Source organism: Citrobacter sp. Cpo148 (genome assembly GCF_030332375.1).
Taxonomy (GTDB): Bacteria; Pseudomonadota; Gammaproteobacteria; order Enterobacterales; family Enterobacteriaceae; genus Citrobacter; species Citrobacter portucalensis.
The window spans coordinates 704,491-725,243 of sequence record NZ_JAOWHY010000043.1; the positions used below are offsets into that span (position 1 = coordinate 704,491).

The window sequence follows — 20,753 nt, forward strand, 5'->3', positions numbered from 1 at the left end:
TGCTTTGGGGAAAAATAATGACTATCTGGACGCTCGGAGACGCTGTGGTGGATTTATTGCCGCGCGACAATATGCAGTTTGAAGCCTGCGCGGGAGGGGCTCCCTTCAATGTGGCAATCGGCGTGGCTCGCCTTGGCCGCGCCAGCGGTTTTATTGGCCGTGTGGGCAATGACACTTTTGGTCGATTTCTGCATCAGACGCTGGAAACAGCGCAGGTGGATACAGGAAGTCTGGAGTTTGATGCACATCAGCACACCAGTACCGTACTGGTTTCACTGGCTCCCAACGGCGAGCGGCAGTTTGAGTTTTTGGTCAATCCGTCTGCCGATCAATTTCTCAGCCCGGCGAGACTGCCCGGCTTTGGCGCCGATATTCTGCACTTCTGTTCGCTGGCGCTGGTTGCCCCTGACTGCCGCGCCACCCTCGCCCAGGCTATGGCCGCATTGCGACAGACCGGCGGTACTCTGAGCTTTGACATCAATCTGCGTCCGCAGATGTGGAGCAACGAGATGCAGATGTTTGACCTTGTCAACGAGTTTGCCCGGCGGAGCGACATTTTGAAGATGTCGGAAGAAGAGCTGCTGTGGCTAACACAGACCAACTGTCTCAGTAGCGCCTGCGAACGTCTGGTTGATTTTCCTGCACGCCTGAAAATCGTCACCTGCGGTGCCGACGGCGCTATCGCTTTCTGGCAAAACAGCAGGCTAACTTTAAGCGGCTATAACGTCGAAAGTATCGATACTACCGGCGCCGGTGACGCCTTTATGGCCGGGCTGCTGGCGGCACTCGCCGAGGAAGGCTGGCCCACATCGACGGCAACGCTACTTCCACTTATCGAGCAGGCCAGCGCTTGTGGTGCTCTGGCGACCACCCGGCGTGGCGCGCTAAGCGCGTTTCCCGACAGCCAACACCTGAGCAGCTTTATTCAGTCACAACCGTCGCTACGGAGAACGATTACCCCGTAATAAAGCGCACTCGTTACGTCGTATCAGAAAGACCTTACAATGACCTGATCTGGATTGGAAAAATCATGAAGATAAATATGCCGTTCAGTAATGACAAATATCGATACTCATCCGGGTATCTGCTCTTTTTCTTTGCCGCCTGGTCGTTGTGGTGGTCTTTTTATGCAATATGGCTAAAAAATAAACTTGGCCTATCCGGAACGGAGCTGGGAATGCTGTATGCCGTAAACCAGTTCTTTAGCATGCTGTTTATGCTGGTCTACGGTTTTCTGCAGGATAAGCTCGGCACCCGTAAACACCTTATCTGGCTGATGGGGATAGTCATCACGCTCAGCGGCCCGTTCCTGATTTATGTTTACGAACCGCTGCTGACCTCCAACTTCAAACTTGGTATGGCGCTGGGAGCCATTTTCTTTGGCCTTGGCTACCTCGCGGGTTGTGGTCTGGTAGAAAGCTTCGTCGAAAAAGTGAGCCGCAAATTCAACTTTGAATTCGGCACCGCCCGCTTGTGGGGATCGCTTGGCTACGCCGCAGGGACATTTGTTGGCGGTATCTTCTTCAGCATCAACCCACACATTAACTTCTGGTGCGTATCGGTAATGGGGGTGTTATTCCTGTTGATTAACGTGTTGTTCAAAACCAACTCACCCGCCCATCTTCTGTAAAAACGCGTTCTCCTGAACCCGACGCGCTGACCCGAAAGGATTTTCTCACTATCTTTAAAGATACGCAGTTCTGGTTTTTCGTTATCTTTATCGTCGGTACCTGGTCGTTCTATAGCATCTACGATCAGCAGATGTTCCCGGTATTTTACGCCAGCTTATTTGACGATCCCGAACTGGCACCACGCGTATACGGCTACCTCAACTCGGTACAGGTCTTTATGGAAGCCGTCGGTATGGCGCTGGTTCCATTCCTGATTAACCGCATCGGGCCTAAATCCGCATTGCTGCTGGGTGGCACAATCATGACCTGTCGAATCCTGGGTTCAGCACTGTTCACCGATATCTATATTATCTCCTTGATTAAAATGCTTCATGCGCTGGAAGTCCCACTGTTTGTTATTTCAGTGTTTAAATTCAGCGTAGCAAATTTTGATAAACGCCTGTCATCAACGATATATCTTATTGGCTTCAATATCGCCAGTTCCATTGGCATTATCGTGCTGTCACTGCCTGTCGGTAAGTTGTTTGATAAAGTGGGCTATCAGGAAATCTTCCTGATTATGGCCAGCATTGTGGTAATAACGCTAATATTTGGCTACTTCTCGTTGAGCAAAAAACATCATCAGCAGAAGATGGGAAATGAACTGGTGACAGAGTAGCGAAGTTTAAAATATATCGGACAGGGCCATTGGCCCTGTCGTATCCCCCAACAGTAAGTACGAACTGTCGATTTACTCAGGCATGTTCCAGCCATTTGCGGAATATTTTCGCTCGCAGTATTCCCTGAAAATCAATCAGCCCAGAACAACCAAGCTTCTTGATCAGATTCTGCCTGGCCTGGTAAATCGTTTTCAAATGTAGATTTAACAAGGCGGATATCTCAAAAATAGTTCGACCTTCTCCTAACTTCGTTAGAATATATTTATCTCGCGCAGTCAGCGAAATATTTAGTTCCGACTGATTGTCGTGTATACCGCCAGAACGAGTAATATCAATAATATAATGTTTGAAGGTGGCAACGCTAACATCTATTGGCAGTCTGTAAAGTGATAAATCATTGAGATATCTGTACAGATGGCCATCAATCAGCAGTACCAGACGATGCGTTTTCAGATCGTAATTTTGCCTTTTTACCGCCTCAAAGTGATTGGCGGTGAAAAAAACCAGATGCGTCTTATCATCTTCGAAAACAATATCTGCAAGAATATTCTTTAGCCCTTGTCTGATAAAAATATCATCTATCCATAACTCTGCGTTTCCAGTGTGTTCCTGAACGATGTTCATCATTATGGCCTCAATGAAAAATCACAATTGTTCTATAGAGGGTGCTATGTATAGTCTTAATCAAAAAAATGCTCAGCATGAGTGCTTTCAGCATATAACAAAGGTACTGTACATATTATATTAATATGAAGACTTTTTAGACGTCGTCAGCTGTGTAGCGCAGCACTATTTCCAGGGTTTTTCTGATAACATCTGCCTGGACAACATCAACTGTTGATTCCAGAGAACTAATCAGGCTTAAAATGATGTTTTTATTATTAACATTATCACCTGCCAGAATTACATTTGTTACCGCCTGTCCCAATACCACAGACTCATCTGCTAATAGCTCACCTGCATTATGGAAGTAACTTGATAAAGCTTTATCCGTCATTACACTGTGGACATTAATTTCATGAAGCATGGTAACCTCGCTTGTATAGTCTGGAAGATTATCTTTAATGTAATTTAGGGTTTTTGCTGGCACTGAAAGCACTCTCATCTCTGGTTTTATCCGGTTTTCTACTTATCTTCCCCGGATTGATGTTTGTAAAATCATTGATAACACTGTCAATTAATTGCTTGCGTGTGCCATCTATTTCACTGGCCTGCATAAGTCGCAATTGCTTAATCACTGCAGCTAACGAAACGTCTGTATGCATTCGCAAAATTTCTAGCACAGCCAAACCTGTAATTTCATGTTTCAGGCGTTCACTATCAGTTTTCTTCATAACTCCTTCACTACTTACCCCTATAAGTAAGGGGTTTATTTTATTCAAAAAGCAGGCCAATTAACGCATTGTAATGTTTCTGTTCTTTCTCCCCGGATGCTTTTTCAAGACGACACAGAAGCTTGGTGCAAAGTGATTTGCGGTTCAGATTTCGTCCATCCTTGAGTATCTCAGTGACGATTTCTCCCAATGTTTCCTGTTGAGTTGGCAGATGCGCCTTCGCAAAGTAACGAGAAATCGCGCTTGCAGTATCAGTGCGAACGGTATGCTGCTGCATGTCATGCTCCTGTAACAAAATGCTGGTGAATATTAAGTTTTATAACAGTAGCAAAGTTGTACTAAAAATGTGTACAACGCGAACCATCAATTTTTATCAAAAAGTGCTAAATCAATACAATCAGTAAGTTAGATAAGTATCAAACTACATAAAATCAAATTCAGTTGTACAATTCACTTCGTTTAACGAATGAATTCGATCTGTTTGAGGGTCTTTGTTTGTAAAAATAAAGTTAGAATAACGTATTAAAATCAGGACATAAGCTGGTTTGTTTGATACTGTCCATATCTCTTCCCTTCCCTTGATCCCGGACTGTCCATGCTCACGACCATTATTTACCGTAGCCATCTACGTGATGACGCCCCCCTCAGAGCGCTTGAGGATATGGTGACAGCCGCAAATCTAAAAAACCGGCGATCCGATGTTACGGGGATTTTACTCTTTAATGGCCGCCACTTTTTCCAACTGCTTGAAGGACCTGAGGAGCAGGTAAAAGAGATTTATCGTTGTATATGTAACGATCCACGGCACCACAATATCGTTGAGCTGATGTGTGATTACGCGCCTGCGAGAAGATTCGGAAAGGTGGGAATGGAGTTATTTGATTTACAAAAACATGAACGCAATGACGTCCTGCAAGCGGTACTTAACAAGGGAACATCAAAATTTCAGCTCACCTATGATGACCGGGCATTACAGTTTTTCCGCACATTTGTCCTTGCGACGGAAAAATCGAGTTATTTTGAAATACCTGCGCCTGATTACTGGAGTTTTATTGCCGACAACTCTTGTAATCTCCTGGATGAAAGCACACTCCCGTCCAATATCGATTTCAGCTTTGCTTTTCAACCCATTATCGATCCTATGTCGCAGCGCGTCATTGCTCTGGAAGCACTTATTCGTGGTAGAGACGGTGAAACGCCCGCAACTTATTTTGACAACTTAAATCCTGAAGAACTGTATACCGCGGATCTGCAGAGCAAAAAGACTGCTTTTGCAATGGCAAGCGCGCTGGGACTTAACGACAAAATGCTGTCAGTCAATCTGCTCCCCATGACCCTGGTAAACAAACCCGATGCAGTCAGCTTTCTGATAAACGAAATCGCGGCGCACGGACTGGTGCCTGAACAAATCATTGTAGAGTTTACCGAAAGCGAAGTTATATCGCGCTTTGATACGTTCGCGCAGGCCGTAAAGTCACTCAAGGCTGCGGGGATCTGTGTGGCGATAGATCATTTTGGGGCAGGTTTTGCCGGGCTTCAGCTTCTGTCTCGTTTTCAACCCGACCGAATTAAGATAAGCCGCGAGCTGATCACGGATGTGCATAAAAGTGGACCAAGACAGGCCATCATTCAGGCAATTATCAAATGTTGCACTTCACTGGAAATCATGATTTCCGCAGTCGGCGTTGAAAAACCTGAAGAGTGGATGTGGCTTGAGTCCGCAGGTATTGAAATCTTCCAGGGTAACCTTTTTGCACAAGCCTGCCTGAATGGTATTCCGTCTGTTGCATGGCCAGAGAAAAATGATTTCTCAGCGTCAAAATAACTAACGCATTGTTATAAATAAACAATCGCCACAACCGCCCTCATGCTGAACATAAAAATTCAGCATTTACTCCCTGCGTGATAGTAAAGTAAATCTTAATTTTGCTAGAATCCTCTGTATGTTTTGTACAATTTGATGCATGTTGTACAAAGTAACAGGAACCGCATATCGGTGACGGAGAATCAGGAGTGTCCGGGGGAACTATGGCTTATTACAGCATTGGGGATGTCGCAGAACGTTGCGGGATAAATCCTGTTACCCTTCGGGCATGGCAACGACGTTACGGTTTACTCAAACCTCAACGCAGTGAAGGTGGCCACCGACTCTTTGATGAAGAAGATATTCAGCGTATTGAAGAAATAAAACGTTGGATTAGCAATGGCATACCTGTTGGGAAAGTTAAGGCATTGCTGGAAACCAGTACCCGTCAAGCTGACGACGACTGGAATCAATTACAAGAAGAGATGATGAGCATTCTTCGCATGGCGCATCCACCGAAGCTGCGAGCCAAAATTACCGCACTCGGTCGCGTTCACCCCGTAGATGCGCTGATCGATCACGTTTATCTTCCCGTACGTCAACGGCTGATACTTGACCATAATACATCCCGCATAATGAACAGCATGCTTGATGGCGCATTGATTGAATATGTTGCCACACTGCTGTCTGAAACGCGGCGCAAGTCAGGAAAGGATGCCCTCCTGATGGCCTGGGATGTTGAAGACAGAACCCGTCTGTGGCTCGAAGCCTGGCGCTTATCGCTATCTGGTTGGCATATTGCCATTCTGGCTGAACCCATTGAATCGCCAAGACCTGAACTTTTCCCTGGGCAAACCCTTTTTGTCTGGACCGGTATTACGCCAACCCGCAGACAAAATGAACTGCTCCAACACTGGAATGAACAAGGTTATAAGGTCATTTTCCACAGCCCGTAACCTACACGTAATACGTGTAAGATAAATCATACAACTCTCATTTTTTGGCTGGTTATTTTGAGTACCACCCAAGGAATATGTTGCCCTCTATCCTCCTGACTTAACCCCGACCATAGCATATAAATAAAACAATATACTAACCCATTGGTATTATTTTTTTGCAGACGACATCACCTTTTTCCTAAGTAAAATTCATTAGATCAACTGGCGTACATCTAATACTTATTCTAGGGTTAAATTATGTCTTCTTGTGCCACATTATTGTTTTTCTAAAGTAATAAATGTGGTTATTTGAAAAAGGTAAAGGATATGGCTCTAGTCTTAGACAAACGCTTAATTCTTTGTTGCTGCGCCTTTTCCATTATTTCTGTGGCAAATGCAGCAACCGTTAACGGAACATTTCAGGTGCTGATGACGATTCAAAAGGCCTGTACCGTGACTGCCGGTTCGGCTTCAAATATTACACTTGGTCCGGTGAATACCACGGCGACAAATACCAGTGCAAGCAACACTATTTCAATTAATTGCTCAAAAACCACGCCCTATTTTATCGGTCTGGCACCGTCGGCTGCCAATGGAGGGACGACAACGGGATCTGGCGCCATGTCCTCCGTAGCTAACGCTGCCACCAATACCGATAAAGTGCCCTATCAGCTAAATCGTACGTCAGCAACAGGTCCGGTGTGGGGGAATACCGCCACCGACACCGCACCTGGAAATGGGGTAGCGGCGACGGGTACAGGTCTGGCGCAAACGTATACTGTTTATGCCACCGCACCGAGTGCCAACTTCACTCCTGATGACTATGCCGACACGGTAACGGTTAACGTTAACTACTAACTTCAGGAAGCCATATGAGAGTAAAACTGCCTGTAAAGCAGTGTGCCTGCGCATGCCTGCTAGGGATGGTTGCGAGCGTCAATCTTGCCACCGCCAGCGGACTGCAAATAGCCCCGGTCACGTTAACGTTGCAAGCGACGCAAAATGCCGATGGTATCTGGCTGAGTAACGCGGGTGAAAATGTGCTCAATGCCCAGGTTCGGGTTTTTCGCTGGAGTCAAAGCGCTTATGACGACAAACTTTCTCCCTCTCAGGGGCTGGTGATTAGCCCGCCGATGTTGGCATTGGCCCCTGGAGAACGACAGCTGATACGCGTTATTCGTACAAGCCCTCCCTCGGCACATGCCGAAGACGCTTATCGTTTGTCGATAGATGAGTTACCGCCTGCAAAAGTAGAAAAAAACAAGCTTCAGTTTGTGCTGCATTATTCTGTTCCCGTTTTCATTCAACCAACATCAGCGGCACAAACGCAGGCAAAACTGCAATGGAAATTACAGCAGCTGGATGGCAAAAAATTTATTGAAGTCAGTAATCAGGGAAATGGGCATGCACAGTTATCTGCTGCAACATTTATAAGCCCTGACGGTACTAAAAAAGTCATTACACCCGGACTATTAGGCTACGTTTTACCCGGATCAACAATGCGCTGGATAGTTTCCCCGTCAGCCAGGAATAATCATTACGGCGGGAAAGTTGAAGTCACAATCAATGGCCAAAAAACAGTACAAGATCTGTAACAGATCCTGGCTTCTGGTGAAATATTGCTTTCTCAATGGAGTATTAATATCGGGAATGGTTTGCGCACAAACGCTGAATAATAACCAGAACGAAAATGGTGTTATTAATAGCGCCTCACAGATTACGGGAGTCGATTTGTATCTCGACGTCACCTTAAATGGGAATCCCGTTGGGCTGGTACATTTTGGCTACGATAATGGAAAGCTTTATGCAGGAGCAGATACTCTGCGTAAAATGGGCTTTCGCTTTGCTCCAGACGTCACTAACGCCGTCTGCCTGAACGATATCCCCCAGCTAACCATTGACTACAACGTTCAGTTGCAAACGCTCTCGCTTACTGCGCCACTCAGTTCACTCGATCTTGCAACCACGCAGCTTAACTCGCCCACCGAAACCGCGCCAACGGCAACAACATCACGCGGGGCGCTGCTCAATTATGATATCTATACGCAACAGGGGGATGAAAGCGCAATCAATACCTTCAGCGAAATTCGCGCCTTCAATGCGACCGGCGTGCTCAGCACCACTCAGTTGACGCAGTACTCTACCGAGGAATATGCCGATAACAGCGTTGAGCGCCTCGACACCAGCTGGCGTACGTCATTTCCTGATTCGATGTTGGCGTTAACCGTTGGCGATACCCTGACTAGTTCACTCATCTGGTCCCGACCGACGCGAATCGGCGGCATTCAGATAGGCACCGATTTTGGGTTACAGCCCTATATGCCAACCACCCCGCTTCCAGCATATCTGGGATCCGCGACGTTACCGTCAAACGTTGAGCTGTACGTCGACGGCGTCAGGTACTACAACGGAGAAGTCCCCGCAGGTAGCTTTCAGATCAACACAATGCCTAACATCAGCGGCGCGGGAACGGGTCAGGTGATGATGACAGATGCGTTGGGCAGAACGAGCGTACAAAATTTCTCGTTCTACAACGATCAGCAACTCCTGCGGGAAGGATTAACCGCCTGGTCGGCAGAATTAGGCACGGTACGCGAAAATTATGGTTACTCCTCTTTTGATTATGCCAGCGCACCAGTATTGAGCGCTACGTGGCGTCGCGGGTTTAGCAATACGTTCACCGCCGGGACTCACGCGGAAACCAGCGATGGACTGATTAACGCGGGCTTCAGTAACGACTGGATCCCAGGAACCCGCAGCGGCACGTTTTCGACCTCACTTGCCGCAAGTACCGACTCAGGAAAGAACGGGTTTTTGTACAGTTTTGGTTACCGTTGGTCCGGCGAACGGTTTAATTTCAGTACCAGTACCACGGCAACTTCCGGCGATTATCGCGATGTCGCCACCCATTACGGTGAGCCGCCCCCCACGCTTAACAGCAACACTGTCATTGGCTATTCGCTGGAAGCAGCCGGTAATGTCAGCCTGAGCTATTTGCAGTTTCGATATCCACAAGAAAATGCGGTGCGCTACGCCAATGCCAGCTGGTTTAAGTCTGTTACAGACAACATCTCACTGAATGCCGGATTCAACCAGAACATTGACGACAACCGCGATCGCAGTCTCTATTTGATGGTGACGATCACGACCGACAACAATCTGAGCGCCAGCAGCACCCTACAACGTACCAACGACGAAACCGGTTACCAGCTCAACGCCAGCCTGACGCCCCCTGCCGACGGCGGCTGGGGCTGGAATCTGGCTGCCAGTCAGCAGGCTTCCCGGCAAAGTGGCCAGGGAGAAGTGGGATATCTGGGACGTTATGGTAAAGCGTACGCGGGATTCAGCCGTTTACCGGATAACCATTACGGTTATGCAGGCGCAACCGGATCGCTGGTGACCATGGGAGGCGGCCTGTTTGCAGCAAGAGAAATCAATAATGGTTTTGCCGTCGTCTCAACTGACGGCGTGCCTGATGTTCCGGTCAAATTGCAAAATAACCTGATCGGTCGTAGCGATGACCAGGGACTACTGCTGGTCACACCGCTCAACAGTTATCAAAAAAACCTGATCAGTATTGACCCGATGGATCTCCCTGCCAATATGCGGATCGCACGCGTTGAGACGAATGCCACGCCAGCCGATCGTTCCGGTACTTTGGTTAGCTTTGGCATCACCCCCGTCCGCGCTGCGCAGATTATCCTCGTCGACAATCAGGGTAAGCCAATTCCTGAAGGCAGCATGGCTTACGCCATCAACGAAAAAGGACAATCGTCTGTCGTTGGCTTTGATGGAATGACATGGTTCGACACTCTTGAGCAGCACAACACGCTGCGCGTTGATACGGACACCGGTAGTTGTCGCGTGCAATTTGACTATCCCGCGTCAGCAAAGGGGATTGTGCAAATAGGCCCACTGGTTTGTCGCCCACACTAACAGGAGTGCGCTCATGAGGTTAAGACATCTGCTACTCATCGCTGCCGTACTTTTTTGTCCGGCAATTAGCCATGCGGTAACCTGTTCGGTGAGCAATGTGCAACCCATAAATTTAGGTTCGGTCAATCCACTGTCTGCGACAGGCGCAACGTCATCAATGACGTTCAGTTACACTTGCACCAAAGAGCTTGGTGACGTGCTGGCAGGGATCAATCTCTGTTTTAATATTGGCGCCTCGGCCGTCAGTGGCCAGGTGACAACCCGAAATATGTCGTTAAGCGGAAACCCCGCCAGAACGCTGGCATACCAGCTTTACCAGGATAGCGGGCGCACCAAAGTCTGGGGCAGCCAGTATCAGTCAGGAACCACTTTTCCCATGGTACAGCTTAACCTGCTGAATCTGACGCCAGTGACGGGTTCACTCACGGTATCGGCGCAGATCGTCACGCCACAAACGGCAGCCGTCCCCGGAAATTATCAGGATAGCTATACGACGGCAACAGCCCTTGTCACCCTCAATCCCGGATTGCTTTTCCCGCCAACCACCTGTGGTGATACCGTTGCCGCCAGGTTTCCTTTCACCGTCACAGCTGCTGTCAGCAAACAGTGTAATATCACCTCCGCGACTAACATCAACTTTGCTCCCACCAGCGGAACGGGTCGTAATCTCACGGCGTCAAATAACGTAGGCGTAGCCTGTTCCAATAACACGCCTTATACCATCGGACTTCAACCCTCCAACGGCAATACGGCAGGCAGCGGCGTGATGGCAGGCACGGGGTCAAATACGGATAAAGTCCCCTACCAGCTTAGTTCGACGCCAGGTCCTTCCGGTATGGTGTGGGGCAATACATCGCTCAATACCGTTGCGGGCAGCGGCACGGGGACAACGACTACCTACCCGGTTTACGCCACCGTTCCCAGCGCGAACTACACGCCAGACAACTATGCCGATACTGTCACCATCGCCGTGACCTACTGACGCCCAGCTTAACAGCAATAAAGCAAACACATTTTATTATCATATTATTTACTTTTAGAGGTGCGTCATAAATCTGACAAATTGCTATTTTTACAAGTTATGCATATTAAATTACATAAACCGCAAAACAACCGCGATTACAGCCAAAATAAAGAATAACTATTCATCACCAAGCCAAAACCCACACTACTCATACCGATAATCCGTGTTAGCCAGGCAGGCTGTTCTATGAAAAAAATGTTAAATTTAGGTTTATATGGTGAGATTCACTGTATACCACGGCCAAATTAAGAACATATTACTTTTATAACTAAGGTTTATCATGGATAAGTTATCTTACGCTTCAGATAGCAGCACATCTGCCTGGAATACCTACCTGCAACAAATCGAGCGTGTGGCCCCTTACCTGGGCGAACTTTCCCATTGGGTGGACACCCTGCGCCACCCAAAACGCGCGCTGATTGTCGATATCCCGGTGCAGATGGATGACGGCACTATCCGTCATTTTGAAGGGTATCGCGTGCAACATAACCTTTCCCGCGGTCCGGGCAAAGGCGGTGTGCGTTATCATCCTGATGTTGATCTTAATGAAGTGATGGCCCTGTCTGCATGGATGACCATCAAATGCGCAGCGTTGAATCTGCCGTACGGCGGAGCCAAAGGCGGTGTGCGCGTCGATCCGTTCTCACTTTCTGAAGGTGAACTGGAGCGTTTAACCCGCCGTTATACCAGCGAAATCGGCATTATCATTGGGCCGCAGAAAGACATTCCTGCGCCGGATGTAGGTACTAACGGAAAAGTCATGGCCTGGATGATGGATACCTACTCCATGAACCACGGCACCACCGTGACCAGTGTGGTCACCGGTAAACCTATTCACCTTGGCGGCTCGTTAGGCCGTGATAAAGCCACCGGTCGCGGCGTTTTCGTCAGCGGTCTGGAAGTCGCGCGTCGTGCGAACATTGAAGTTGAAGGCGCTCGCGTGGCGGTACAAGGTTTTGGTAACGTCGGCAGCGAAGCCGCCCGCCTGTTCGCCGCAGCGGGTGCGCGTGTCGTCGCTATTCAGGATCACACCGCAACGCTGTTTAACTCCACGGGTATCGACATGACCGCGCTGTCTGCCTGGCAGTTAGAGCACAAACAGATTGCCGGTTTCCCGGGCGCTGAAACCATCACCAGCGAAGCCTTCTGGAGCGTGGAGATGGATATCCTGATCCCTGCCGCGCTGGAAGGACAGATTACCCGTCAGCGTGCAGAAATGCTGACCTGCAAACTGGTACTTGAGGGCGCTAACGGCCCGACTTACCCGGATGCCGATGATATGCTGGCAAGCCGCGGTATCATCGTGGTACCTGACGTCGTATGTAACGCAGGCGGCGTAACCGTCAGCTACTTCGAATGGGTCCAGGACATGGCAAGCTTCTTCTGGAGTGAAGAAGAGATCAACAATCGCATGGACAAAATCATGACTGATGCGATGGTGCACGTATGGGAAAAAGCAGCTGAGAAATCCTGCTCCCTGCGTACAGCAGCCTACATTGTTGCCTGCGAACGCATTCTGCTGGCACGTAAAGATCGCGGAATTTATCCGGGCTAATACGACGGCAGATACGCCAACGTTTTTGACCGACGATAAACGCCAGTCGTGAGTTACGCCAATAATGCTGCATTATTTGTGGCATTATTGGCGTGTAGTAGCCTGATTCATCTGCCCCGCTTTCTGCGTTTTACTTACCCAATATCTGCGCATTTTGTTAGCCAATAAACATTAAATTCCATCGCTGCAACCATAATTTGCGTTAAGAACCCATAGCAACGCATTATTGGTTGCAATGTCTACTACCAATATTACGCCCCCCATATATATTGACGAACTGATTAAAAATCCCGAATAATTGTCGAATTATGGCATTCTGGCTGCAGGGAAAGTTGCCTGACACAGTGCGATTAGATCGGGCCGGGAAAACTCAGCGAATAACCACGTGAGAATATAATGGTCGATCATTCATCTGCTTCTGAGTACAACGATTTTACTCGTTGCCTGTCTCTTTTCGACAGCGCATTTCCACAAATCTTATCCCTGCTGGGTATACCAGCCCCCACGCAACTTTCGCCTGATACGTTTTATTATTCACTTGATAAAGCCCGAGAGAGATTGGGCAACTGGAGCAGTGTAGCGGCCCGGTTTAACTATAATGAGCAGGAAATGGCGAGCTTTCTTGCGGCATTACGCACCTTGAACAAATGGCTCGGCAGAAATACAGATGGCCAGCCTGCCGACAGAAATCTGACCATTGCCGCGTTGCGTTTTTTGTGGCAGCTCGAATATTTGCGAGAAAAACAGCCTCAATTAACTTATTCAACGACGCTGCATAACGAAGGCGAAGAAAAGCAGTTACGTAGTTTGCAGCAGGTACGAGCATTAGAGCTGACCATTCGTAGTTTAATTAATGAAGCGTACAATAACCAACAAGCCCTACTTGAGCACCTAAACAAACTATTTGGTCAGGAACGTGTAAAAAAATGGCTCAACGTTGCCGATCGTGATGACGTATTGAGCGGTACCCTTTTCAGTGAACTCGCCTCACTATTTATTGATAAAGACGAATATCCCATCCACTACTCTCCACTTTATCAATATACCCCTTTGCTCAGCTTTGTTAACGATAAACGTAGAACACTGAATACCTTTCTTGACGATATTCGCGTAATTCGCAACCGTCTGGCGCATCATAAGCGGGTAACCTCCGTCCAAACAACATTGGTGAATTACTATTACCAAGAAATTACTGAGCCGGTACAGGAGGCCTTCGACGAAGGCCGGGTAAAAGTTAACCCTGATCGCTTTTTTGATGACAGCAATGCTGAGGTTGCTCACTATTTCGAACAGACAGCCAAAAAAATTGAAGATCTCGGCGGTGACGTTCAGGAAATAAAGGATGATCTGGTGGCTCAGGCTCAGGATATTGGAAAAATCAAAATTGATACGCGCATCATTCGCAATCGAGTAGCCTGGGTGCTGGGCGGTATCGTCGTCATTATTGTTGGCTCAGTACTGACTTTCGGAACCTCAACCAAGACGCTGGTGAATACGGAGTCCATCCGTAGCGATCTCGGGGAAGTGGGTAAAACGGTTGCTGGGGCGAAAAAAGAAACCAGTAACGATCCGCGTAAAGAACTGGCGAATATCGGCATTGCCTGGGATGAAAAAAATCTTCGCGCCGCTATCGATCGCGGTGATACCCAGGTTGTCAATCTGTTTCTTGCCGGAGGCATGCGCTGGAAACTGTATTATGCCGAAGCCGCATTACTGGAAGATCGCCAGGAAACGTTGAATGCCCTATTACAATCAGCATCGTTGATGGATGAAAAAAACGGCTGCCTCAGAATGGCCGGTAAATTACGTCAGCAAGCGGACCACAATGGCACGCTGACCCCCATACAGATTCGTTATTTAAAAACATTCTGTTCTTCTGCCAAGGATGTTCAGGGTATTAAAGCGGAACTCGACAGAGCGCTTAATTTTGAGAAAGCCCAGAAGAAAGCTTACGATGAAGAAATGGCCAAAAATGAACCTGCAGGTCGCTGTGAGCGCCGTCTGATGGCCGATAATGCGCGTGAGTTACTGGCTGACGCGGCGCAATTTTCACTGCAAAGACCGACCACTTATTCACTCCATGATGTGTTATTGAAAGAACTGAATACGCGTCTGATGTTCGGCACACTCAACGAGGCAGAGTTAAAAAGCCTGGTTAAGAACTACTGCGTAAAACAAGAAAACCATGAACCCAATATTGCGATTGGCGATAACTGGAGTCGCTCACAACGGGTCATTTATAACGTAGTCAAATAATGAGCGATCCAACAACACATTCATCGAAAGAGAATTATATGCTCGCATTCAATAATGCATGGCCGCTGTTTACTTTCGAGTTCAATCCGTCGCAGCGTGATGCACCGGCAGGCAGCCTACTGATCGGATTGGGCGACGGCAATGATACGGAAAGCCATAAGGGTGTCGCGCTCAATAACAAAGGATACCGTGCAGGTCACTACAATTCGGTGAGTGAACTGGTGGCAAATGCCGACGATCGTCAATGGTCTATATGGCGCAGTAAACTCTCAAGTGTCCAGGGAATACAACGAATCGTTATCGAAGATTTCTCTCTGGATACCTGTTTTACGCTGTTGCTGTTTTTGAACCATCTCGATGCCGCTGGTTCGCTGTCGCTATCAGCACATCCGTGGCTGGAATACGTCACCGCATGGGAAAGCGGTATTTATCTGGACGGTGATGATACAACTCGTTCTGCCGCTTGCTTGTTATCCGCACTCGCGCATAGCAGCCTGTGCGAGCAATCCATGGATGATACTGTCGTTGTTCGCCACAACATGCTGGCCTGCCTTCGCCTGTTGAGCGATATGATGATAGCCAACCCAGACCCCACCGCAGGCATTATGCCCATGCACACGCAATGTTATGCAAGTGCGGTCGCAAGTCTGGCGTATGAGCAACAGATTTACCAACACGTGATCAAGCGTTCGGTTACCTGCCAACTCCTGCTGGATCTCGGCACAGGCCGGCGGCAAACGGTGGTTGATGCATTGTTTATTACCGAAACGCTCCCTTCTGGGATGTTGAAAATTCTCGCGCGCTGCGATAAAGAACGCAGTTGGACGCACAATGGATTTGGGTTGCTGGCCATTTATCGACCACGAGAAGTGGGTACGGGAAATGATATCGTTATTTCGCTCAACCCGATTCAGGGGACACGCCTTGATGCCCTGTGGTCCGCTCTGGAACAACGTGAAGATGTGGCCTGGCAAGGACTACGCCCGCACGATACTCCGCGTTTTCTCGAAAGCTATCGCCTGGCCGGAAGCGATAAATTGATCCCAGGCGCACCGAACCAACCCTGGTACGACGATCAAGGCAGAATGACGCTAATTGCGGCACCGAAGCAGCTTGCTCCCGGAGAGCCCGGCTCGAAACTGACCTGGCAAAAAGACGTTTTGCCCGCAATCTGGGAAAATTATTTTACCCGTTATCTTGATAACGCCATTGTGCCAATAGCTTTACCCGAACTTGATTGCCGCACAAAAGGTAAATGCATTCGTGTCTATCAGCATCGCATCCCAGAGGGTGGTGATATTACGATCGTCCCGCTGATGCGAATGATCGATACCCCCACCTTTCATGCCTGGCTGGCAGCACAGAGCGATAGCACGCGCGTCGTTAGGAGTCCTGCGGATCTCCCCCCCACCAGCGAGTACCACTGCCAATGGTACAGCAATATTCTGGTTGTCGCTCACCGTCATGGCGTCACAATCTTCTGTCGCGAAGAAGAGGATAAACATCTGGCGATACTGATTAAAGCGGCCATTTCTGTAGCGGATGTAAGCCATGAGTATGAAAATTTTCTGGCGAACTCAGCCCAACAGATTGAACAGTGGCTCAAGGATCTGCTCGAGTCGCAGCAAAAACACAACCGAAAGGGAAAAATTCGTCGTCTATCTGACTGGTCCGAAATGATGCTGGAAACCAAAGCCCAGGCGCTAAAAGCCATGAATAAAGGTGCTTTAGTCGGCAACGATGCCCTACATAACCAGCTGAGTGAAGATCTCTCTCGGCAGTGGGGATTGTCTGAGCAACGTCAGGAGCTCATGACGCAGATAGAGCAATTGGATCAGCTCATGCGCCAGGCTATTAGTCAGCGCCAGGAAAAACGCCAACGTATTTACGGCGCACTGTTTTCTGCTTTAGCACTCGGCGCGGCGGCTAACCATATTTGGGAACCGATTAAAGAGATAAAAACAACAAACCTTTATGAATGGCAACTCATGCTATTCAAAGAGCAGCCAGCCCCGGCAATGGACAAGTTACAGACGATTGCTGCAGATGCCGCGCGATATGAAGTCTATACCCTGGCTATTCTGCTAATTTTTGGTTTTATTGGTTTTATCTTGTTCTGGTTTTTCGATTTTAATGGCAAAGAAGAGTAAGGAATAACGTTTTACTCATGATGCCGTCAGCATAAACTTTGCCGCATCTCTCACTTCCGCTGTTTTATGCACCACCACGTTTCAATATGGAACATTAAAAGATGCTAATGTTCCGTATTGAAACACCAATCACATCAATTTTCTTTTGACTACCCGTGTGCAAAATTACCTTATCGGCAGCGAGCGGTCGCCGTGACGTTGAACTAACCGATACCCTACATCAGATGCCTGCCCGAATTTGGCAGCCATCCAGGACTGTCTGCGGAGCATAAATAATGAAAAAATTGATTAACCGTGTTGAAGACGTACTGAATGAACAACTCGCCGGACTGGCGAAAGCGTATCCTTCCCTGGCACTGCATCAGGATCCGGTATATGTCACCCGCGCAGATGCACCGGTGATGGGCAAAGTGGCTCTGCTTTCCGGTGGCGGCAGCGGACACGAACCTATGCACTGCGGCTACATTGGTCAGGGCATGCTCTCTGGCGCCTGCCCGGGTGAGATTTTTACCTCACCCACGCCGGATAAAATGTTCGAATGCGCCATGCAAATTGACGGTGGCGAAGGCGTGCTGCTGATAATCAAAAATTACACCGGCGACATTCTTAATTTCGAAACCGCCACCGAGCTGCTGCATGAAAGCGGTGTCAAAGTCACCACCATGGTGGTGGATGACGACGTGGCGGTGAAAGACAGTTTGTATACCGCCGGTCGACGTGGCGTGGCGAATACCGTATTGATCGAAAAACTGGTCGGCGCGGCCGCCGAACGCGGTGATTCGCTGGAAGCCTGTGCGGCGTTGGGCCGTAAGCTGAATAACCAGGGCCACTCCATTGGCATAGCCATTGGCGCCTGTACCGTTCCAGCCGCCGGACAACCGTCGTTCACGCTGCAGGATAACGAAATGGAGTTTGGCGTAGGTATCCACGGGGAACCCGGCATTGACCGTCGCCCCTTCACCTCTCTCGATCAGACCGTTGATGAAATGTTCGATACCCTGCTGGAAAACGGTAACTACAGCCGTACACTCCGCCACTGGGACAACGTCCAGGGCGCGTGGCAGGAAGGTAAAGAAAGCAAGCGTGCGTTACAAAGTGGCGATCGCGTTATTGCGCTGGTCAATAATCTCGGCGCGACGCCGTTGTCTGAACTCTTCGGCGTGTATAACCGCCTGGAAAGCCGTTGTCAGGATGCAGGCATCGCCATTGAGCGCAACCTGATCGGTTCTTACTGTACCTCTCTGGATATGACCGGTTTCTCGATCACCTTGTTACAGGTAGATGACGAAACGCTGAGCTTATGGGATGCACCGGTTCACACCCCTGCCCTCAACTGGGGTAAATAAGGAGATTCATGATGTCCCTCAACAGAACGCAAATTGTTAACTGGCTCTATCGCTGCGGCGAGATCTTCACCACAGAAAGTGATTTTCTCACCGGACTTGACCGGGAGATCGGCGATGCCGACCACGGTCTGAACATGCATCGTGGTTTCAGCAAAGTCGTTGAAAAGCTGCCGTCAATCGCAGACAAAGACATCGGCTTTATTTTGAAAAACACCGGTATGGTGCTGCTCTCAAGCGTCGGCGGGGCCAGTGGACCGCTGTTTGGCACCTTTTTTATTCGCGCCGCCCAGGTGACTCAGGCTCATCAAAGCCTGACGCTTGAAGAACTGTATCAAATGATGCGTGATGGCGCAGAAGGTGTGATTAGCCGCGGTAAGGCTGAACCTGGCGACAAAACCATGTGCGACGTCTGGCTACCGGTGGTCGAATCTTTACGTCAGTCCTGCGAGCAAAAGTTAAGCGTACAGGCAGCGCTGGAAGCGGCAAGCCAGCAAGCGGAAGCCGCAGCGCAAAGCACCATCACCATGCAGGCCCGCAAAGGCCGTGCCAGCTATCTTGGTGAGCGCAGTATTGGGCATCAGGATCCCGGCGCAACGTCGGTCATGTTTATGATGCAAATGCTAGCTCAGGCGTCCAGAGAGTAAGGATAAAGCGATGGTAAACCTGGTTATTGTTTCTCACAGCGCCCAACTGGGCGAAGGCGTCGGTGCGCTGGCCCGGCAGATGTTAATGGGCGGTGATTGCAAAATCGCCATTGCCGCAGGCATTGATGATCCTGAGAATCCGATTGGCACCGATCCGATCAAGGTGATGGAAGCCATCGAGTCCGTGGCCGATACGGACCACGTGCTGGTGATGATGGATATCGGTAGTGCATTACTGAGTGCGGAAACCGCGCTGGAACTGCTCGACCCTGGCATTGCCGCCAAAGTGCGTTTGTGCGCAGCACCACTGGTTGAAGGCACACTGGCCGCGACGGTTAGCGCCGCCGCGGGTGCTGATATCGATCGGGTCATCCGTGATGCCATGAACGCCCTCGACGCCAAATGTGAGCAACTGGGTTTACCTTCGCCATCCGCAGCGAAACCCGCATCTGCTGCACTGTCTCCCGATGCAGATGCCCGTTCTGTTGCCATTGTGGTGAAAAACCCTAACGGCATCCACGTTCGCCCGGCTTCGCGGCTGGTTTCCGCGTTGTCTGGTTTTAACGCCGACATGTGGCTGGAGAAAAACGGCAAGTGTGTGGTTCCTGATAGCCTGAATCAGATAGCTCTGCTGCAGGTTCGCTGTAATGACACGCTGCGCCTGATTGCCAAAGGCGAACAGGCAGAGGATGCGCTGGCCGCATTTAAACAGCTGGCAGCGGAGAATTTTGGTGAATCGCTCGAGTCCGCTAATGCTGATAACAAGGCAACTCAGGCTCCCTCAAAAGTCATGGGGACGGCATTCTGTTACACGCCGTTCTCGCCCGAGGTAAACCCGCAGCCAGCCGCATCACTCCAGGCTGAGCAGCAGCTATTACAGACCGCCATCCAAAGTACGCTGAACGACCTGAGCGAACTCACTGCACTTGCTGAAGAACGATATTCCGCAGATATCGCCGCCATCTTCTCCGGTCACCATACGCTGTTGGACGATCCTGAACTGTTTGAAATGACCTGCGATGTAATGCGCGAAAAGCAGTGCAGCGCCGCCTGGGCCTGGCATCAGGTGCTGAGCGATCTCAGCCAGCAGTATTTACAGCTCGATGATCCTTATCTGCAGGCGCGATACATTGATATTGAAGATTTGCTGTCTCGTTCACTGCAGCATTTGACGGGAGAGAGCGCACAAATTCCCGCGTTCTTGCGCCCCACTATCCTGGTCGCTGATGTCATTTATCCGTCTACGGTACTGCAACTCGATCCGAAGACCATCAAAGGTATCTGCCTGCGGGACGGCAGCGAAGCCTCACATCCGGCGATTATCGCTCGTGAAATGGGCCTGTGCTGGATGTGTCAGCAAGGCGCGGCTCTCGATAGCATCAAGATGGGCGATACTCTGACCATTGACTGTGTCACACAGCGGATAACCCGCGCAAACTGATTCCGAAGCACACCCTTTCCAACAAAGGGTGTGCT

General features: G+C 49.3%; 17 protein-coding genes and 1 pseudogene. 14 read left to right on the top strand and 4 right to left on the bottom strand.

Annotated features, from left to right (window positions below; genetic code table 11):
• Nucleotides 1-17 precede the first annotated feature (17 nt).
• Together OGY10_RS13270 and OGY10_RS23725 are read left to right on the top strand one after the other, a co-directional pair.
• Nucleotides 18-965: a PfkB family carbohydrate kinase gene (locus OGY10_RS13270; RefSeq protein ID WP_191227115.1), complete on the top strand. Its 948-nt coding sequence runs from the start codon at nucleotides 18-20 to the stop codon at nucleotides 963-965.
• A gap of 65 nt (nucleotides 966-1,030) precedes the next feature.
• Nucleotides 1,031-2,289, top strand: a pseudogene (locus tag OGY10_RS23725) (MFS transporter).
• A 76-nt stretch (nucleotides 2,290-2,365) separates the two neighbouring features.
• Here the strand turns inward: OGY10_RS23725 and OGY10_RS13285 are convergent.
• The 4 genes from OGY10_RS13285 to ycgZ form a co-directional block, all read right to left on the bottom strand.
• Nucleotides 2,366-2,917, bottom strand: coding sequence for a LuxR C-terminal-related transcriptional regulator (locus OGY10_RS13285; RefSeq protein ID WP_286576880.1), 552 nt, complete (start codon nucleotides 2,915-2,917; stop codon nucleotides 2,366-2,368).
• A gap of 133 nt (nucleotides 2,918-3,050) precedes the next feature.
• Entirely contained in the window at nucleotides 3,051-3,317 is a 267-nt protein-coding gene (locus OGY10_RS13290; protein WP_008784990.1) for a biofilm development regulator YmgB/AriR family protein, read from the bottom strand.
• Between the two features lie 34 nt (nucleotides 3,318-3,351).
• Nucleotides 3,352-3,624: a hypothetical protein gene (locus tag OGY10_RS13295; RefSeq protein WP_008784991.1), complete on the bottom strand. Its 273-nt coding sequence runs from the start codon at nucleotides 3,622-3,624 to the stop codon at nucleotides 3,352-3,354.
• Between the two features lie 40 nt (nucleotides 3,625-3,664).
• A complete protein-coding gene (gene ycgZ, locus OGY10_RS13300; RefSeq protein ID WP_003833500.1) occupies nucleotides 3,665-3,901 on the bottom strand; it encodes a regulatory protein YcgZ in 237 nt (78 codons plus the stop codon).
• Between the two features lie 318 nt (nucleotides 3,902-4,219).
• On the opposite strand from ycgZ, the gene OGY10_RS13305 reads away from it, so the two are divergent.
• From OGY10_RS13305 to dhaM, 12 genes are all read left to right on the top strand, one after another.
• Complete coding sequence (locus OGY10_RS13305; protein WP_008784992.1) at nucleotides 4,220-5,449, top strand: diguanylate phosphodiesterase; 1,230 nt, start codon at nucleotides 4,220-4,222, stop codon at nucleotides 5,447-5,449.
• Nucleotides 5,450-5,652: 203 nt separating this feature from the next.
• Nucleotides 5,653-6,384 carry a MerR family transcriptional regulator gene (locus OGY10_RS13310; protein ID WP_252430914.1) on the top strand — a complete coding sequence of 244 codons (732 nt, stop codon included), beginning with the start codon at nucleotides 5,653-5,655 and terminating at the stop codon, nucleotides 6,382-6,384.
• A 309-nt stretch (nucleotides 6,385-6,693) separates the two neighbouring features.
• On the top strand, nucleotides 6,694-7,224 hold the full coding sequence (locus OGY10_RS13315; protein WP_003833507.1) for a Csu type fimbrial protein: 531 nt from the start codon (nucleotides 6,694-6,696) through the stop codon (nucleotides 7,222-7,224).
• 14 nt (nucleotides 7,225-7,238) lie between these two features.
• Nucleotides 7,239-7,961 carry a fimbrial biogenesis chaperone gene (locus OGY10_RS13320; protein WP_003833508.1) on the top strand — a complete coding sequence of 241 codons (723 nt, stop codon included), beginning with the start codon at nucleotides 7,239-7,241 and terminating at the stop codon, nucleotides 7,959-7,961.
• Nucleotides 7,962-8,016: 55 nt separating this feature from the next.
• Complete coding sequence (locus OGY10_RS13325; RefSeq protein ID WP_219988046.1) at nucleotides 8,017-10,302, top strand: fimbria/pilus outer membrane usher protein; 2,286 nt, start codon at nucleotides 8,017-8,019, stop codon at nucleotides 10,300-10,302.
• Nucleotides 10,303-10,315: 13 nt separating this feature from the next.
• Nucleotides 10,316-11,284, top strand: coding sequence for a Csu type fimbrial protein (locus OGY10_RS13330; protein ID WP_258735334.1), 969 nt, complete (start codon nucleotides 10,316-10,318; stop codon nucleotides 11,282-11,284).
• Between the two features lie 322 nt (nucleotides 11,285-11,606).
• On the top strand, nucleotides 11,607-12,881 hold the full coding sequence (locus OGY10_RS13335; RefSeq protein WP_079934758.1) for a Glu/Leu/Phe/Val family dehydrogenase: 1,275 nt from the start codon (nucleotides 11,607-11,609) through the stop codon (nucleotides 12,879-12,881).
• 396 nt (nucleotides 12,882-13,277) lie between these two features.
• Nucleotides 13,278-15,137, top strand: coding sequence for an STY4199 family HEPN domain-containing protein (locus tag OGY10_RS13340; protein WP_191227112.1), 1,860 nt, complete (start codon nucleotides 13,278-13,280; stop codon nucleotides 15,135-15,137).
• 38 nt (nucleotides 15,138-15,175) lie between these two features.
• Nucleotides 15,176-17,287: a hypothetical protein gene (locus tag OGY10_RS13345; protein WP_191227111.1), complete on the top strand. Its 2,112-nt coding sequence runs from the start codon at nucleotides 15,176-15,178 to the stop codon at nucleotides 17,285-17,287.
• A gap of 275 nt (nucleotides 17,288-17,562) precedes the next feature.
• Nucleotides 17,563-18,633: a dihydroxyacetone kinase subunit DhaK gene (gene dhaK / locus OGY10_RS13350; protein WP_191227110.1), complete on the top strand. Its 1,071-nt coding sequence runs from the start codon at nucleotides 17,563-17,565 to the stop codon at nucleotides 18,631-18,633.
• An 11-nt stretch (nucleotides 18,634-18,644) separates the two neighbouring features.
• Nucleotides 18,645-19,277 (top strand): dihydroxyacetone kinase subunit DhaL, encoded by a 633-nt coding sequence (gene dhaL, locus OGY10_RS13355; RefSeq protein ID WP_020996617.1) that lies wholly within the window; start codon nucleotides 18,645-18,647, stop codon nucleotides 19,275-19,277.
• Between the two features lie 10 nt (nucleotides 19,278-19,287).
• Nucleotides 19,288-20,718 (top strand): dihydroxyacetone kinase phosphoryl donor subunit DhaM, encoded by a 1,431-nt coding sequence (dhaM, locus tag OGY10_RS13360; RefSeq protein ID WP_191227109.1) that lies wholly within the window; start codon nucleotides 19,288-19,290, stop codon nucleotides 20,716-20,718.
• The last annotated feature ends 35 nt before the right edge of the window (nucleotides 20,719-20,753 follow it).

Excerpts from the sequence above, each read along its gene's own strand:
- OGY10_RS13270 (WP_191227115.1), top strand. The coding sequence starts at position 18 with ATGACTATCTGGACGCTCGGAGACGCTGTGGTGGATTTATTGCCGCGC.
- OGY10_RS13285 (WP_286576880.1), bottom strand. The coding sequence starts at position 2,917 with ATGATGAACATCGTTCAGGAACACACTGGAAACGCAGAGTTATGGATA.
- OGY10_RS13290 (WP_008784990.1), bottom strand. The coding sequence starts at position 3,317 with ATGCTTCATGAAATTAATGTCCACAGTGTAATGACGGATAAAGCTTTA.
- OGY10_RS13295 (WP_008784991.1), bottom strand. The coding sequence starts at position 3,624 with ATGAAGAAAACTGATAGTGAACGCCTGAAACATGAAATTACAGGTTTG.
- ycgZ (WP_003833500.1), bottom strand. The coding sequence starts at position 3,901 with ATGCAGCAGCATACCGTTCGCACTGATACTGCAAGCGCGATTTCTCGT.
- OGY10_RS13305 (WP_008784992.1), top strand. The coding sequence starts at position 4,220 with ATGCTCACGACCATTATTTACCGTAGCCATCTACGTGATGACGCCCCC.
- OGY10_RS13310 (WP_252430914.1), top strand. The coding sequence starts at position 5,653 with ATGGCTTATTACAGCATTGGGGATGTCGCAGAACGTTGCGGGATAAAT.
- OGY10_RS13315 (WP_003833507.1), top strand. The coding sequence starts at position 6,694 with ATGGCTCTAGTCTTAGACAAACGCTTAATTCTTTGTTGCTGCGCCTTT.
- OGY10_RS13320 (WP_003833508.1), top strand. The coding sequence starts at position 7,239 with ATGAGAGTAAAACTGCCTGTAAAGCAGTGTGCCTGCGCATGCCTGCTA.
- OGY10_RS13325 (WP_219988046.1), top strand. The coding sequence starts at position 8,017 with ATGGTTTGCGCACAAACGCTGAATAATAACCAGAACGAAAATGGTGTT.
- OGY10_RS13330 (WP_258735334.1), top strand. The coding sequence starts at position 10,316 with ATGAGGTTAAGACATCTGCTACTCATCGCTGCCGTACTTTTTTGTCCG.
- OGY10_RS13335 (WP_079934758.1), top strand. The coding sequence starts at position 11,607 with ATGGATAAGTTATCTTACGCTTCAGATAGCAGCACATCTGCCTGGAAT.
- OGY10_RS13340 (WP_191227112.1), top strand. The coding sequence starts at position 13,278 with ATGGTCGATCATTCATCTGCTTCTGAGTACAACGATTTTACTCGTTGC.
- OGY10_RS13345 (WP_191227111.1), top strand. The coding sequence starts at position 15,176 with ATGCTCGCATTCAATAATGCATGGCCGCTGTTTACTTTCGAGTTCAAT.
- dhaK (WP_191227110.1), top strand. The coding sequence starts at position 17,563 with ATGAAAAAATTGATTAACCGTGTTGAAGACGTACTGAATGAACAACTC.
- dhaL (WP_020996617.1), top strand. The coding sequence starts at position 18,645 with ATGTCCCTCAACAGAACGCAAATTGTTAACTGGCTCTATCGCTGCGGC.
- dhaM (WP_191227109.1), top strand. The coding sequence starts at position 19,288 with ATGGTAAACCTGGTTATTGTTTCTCACAGCGCCCAACTGGGCGAAGGC.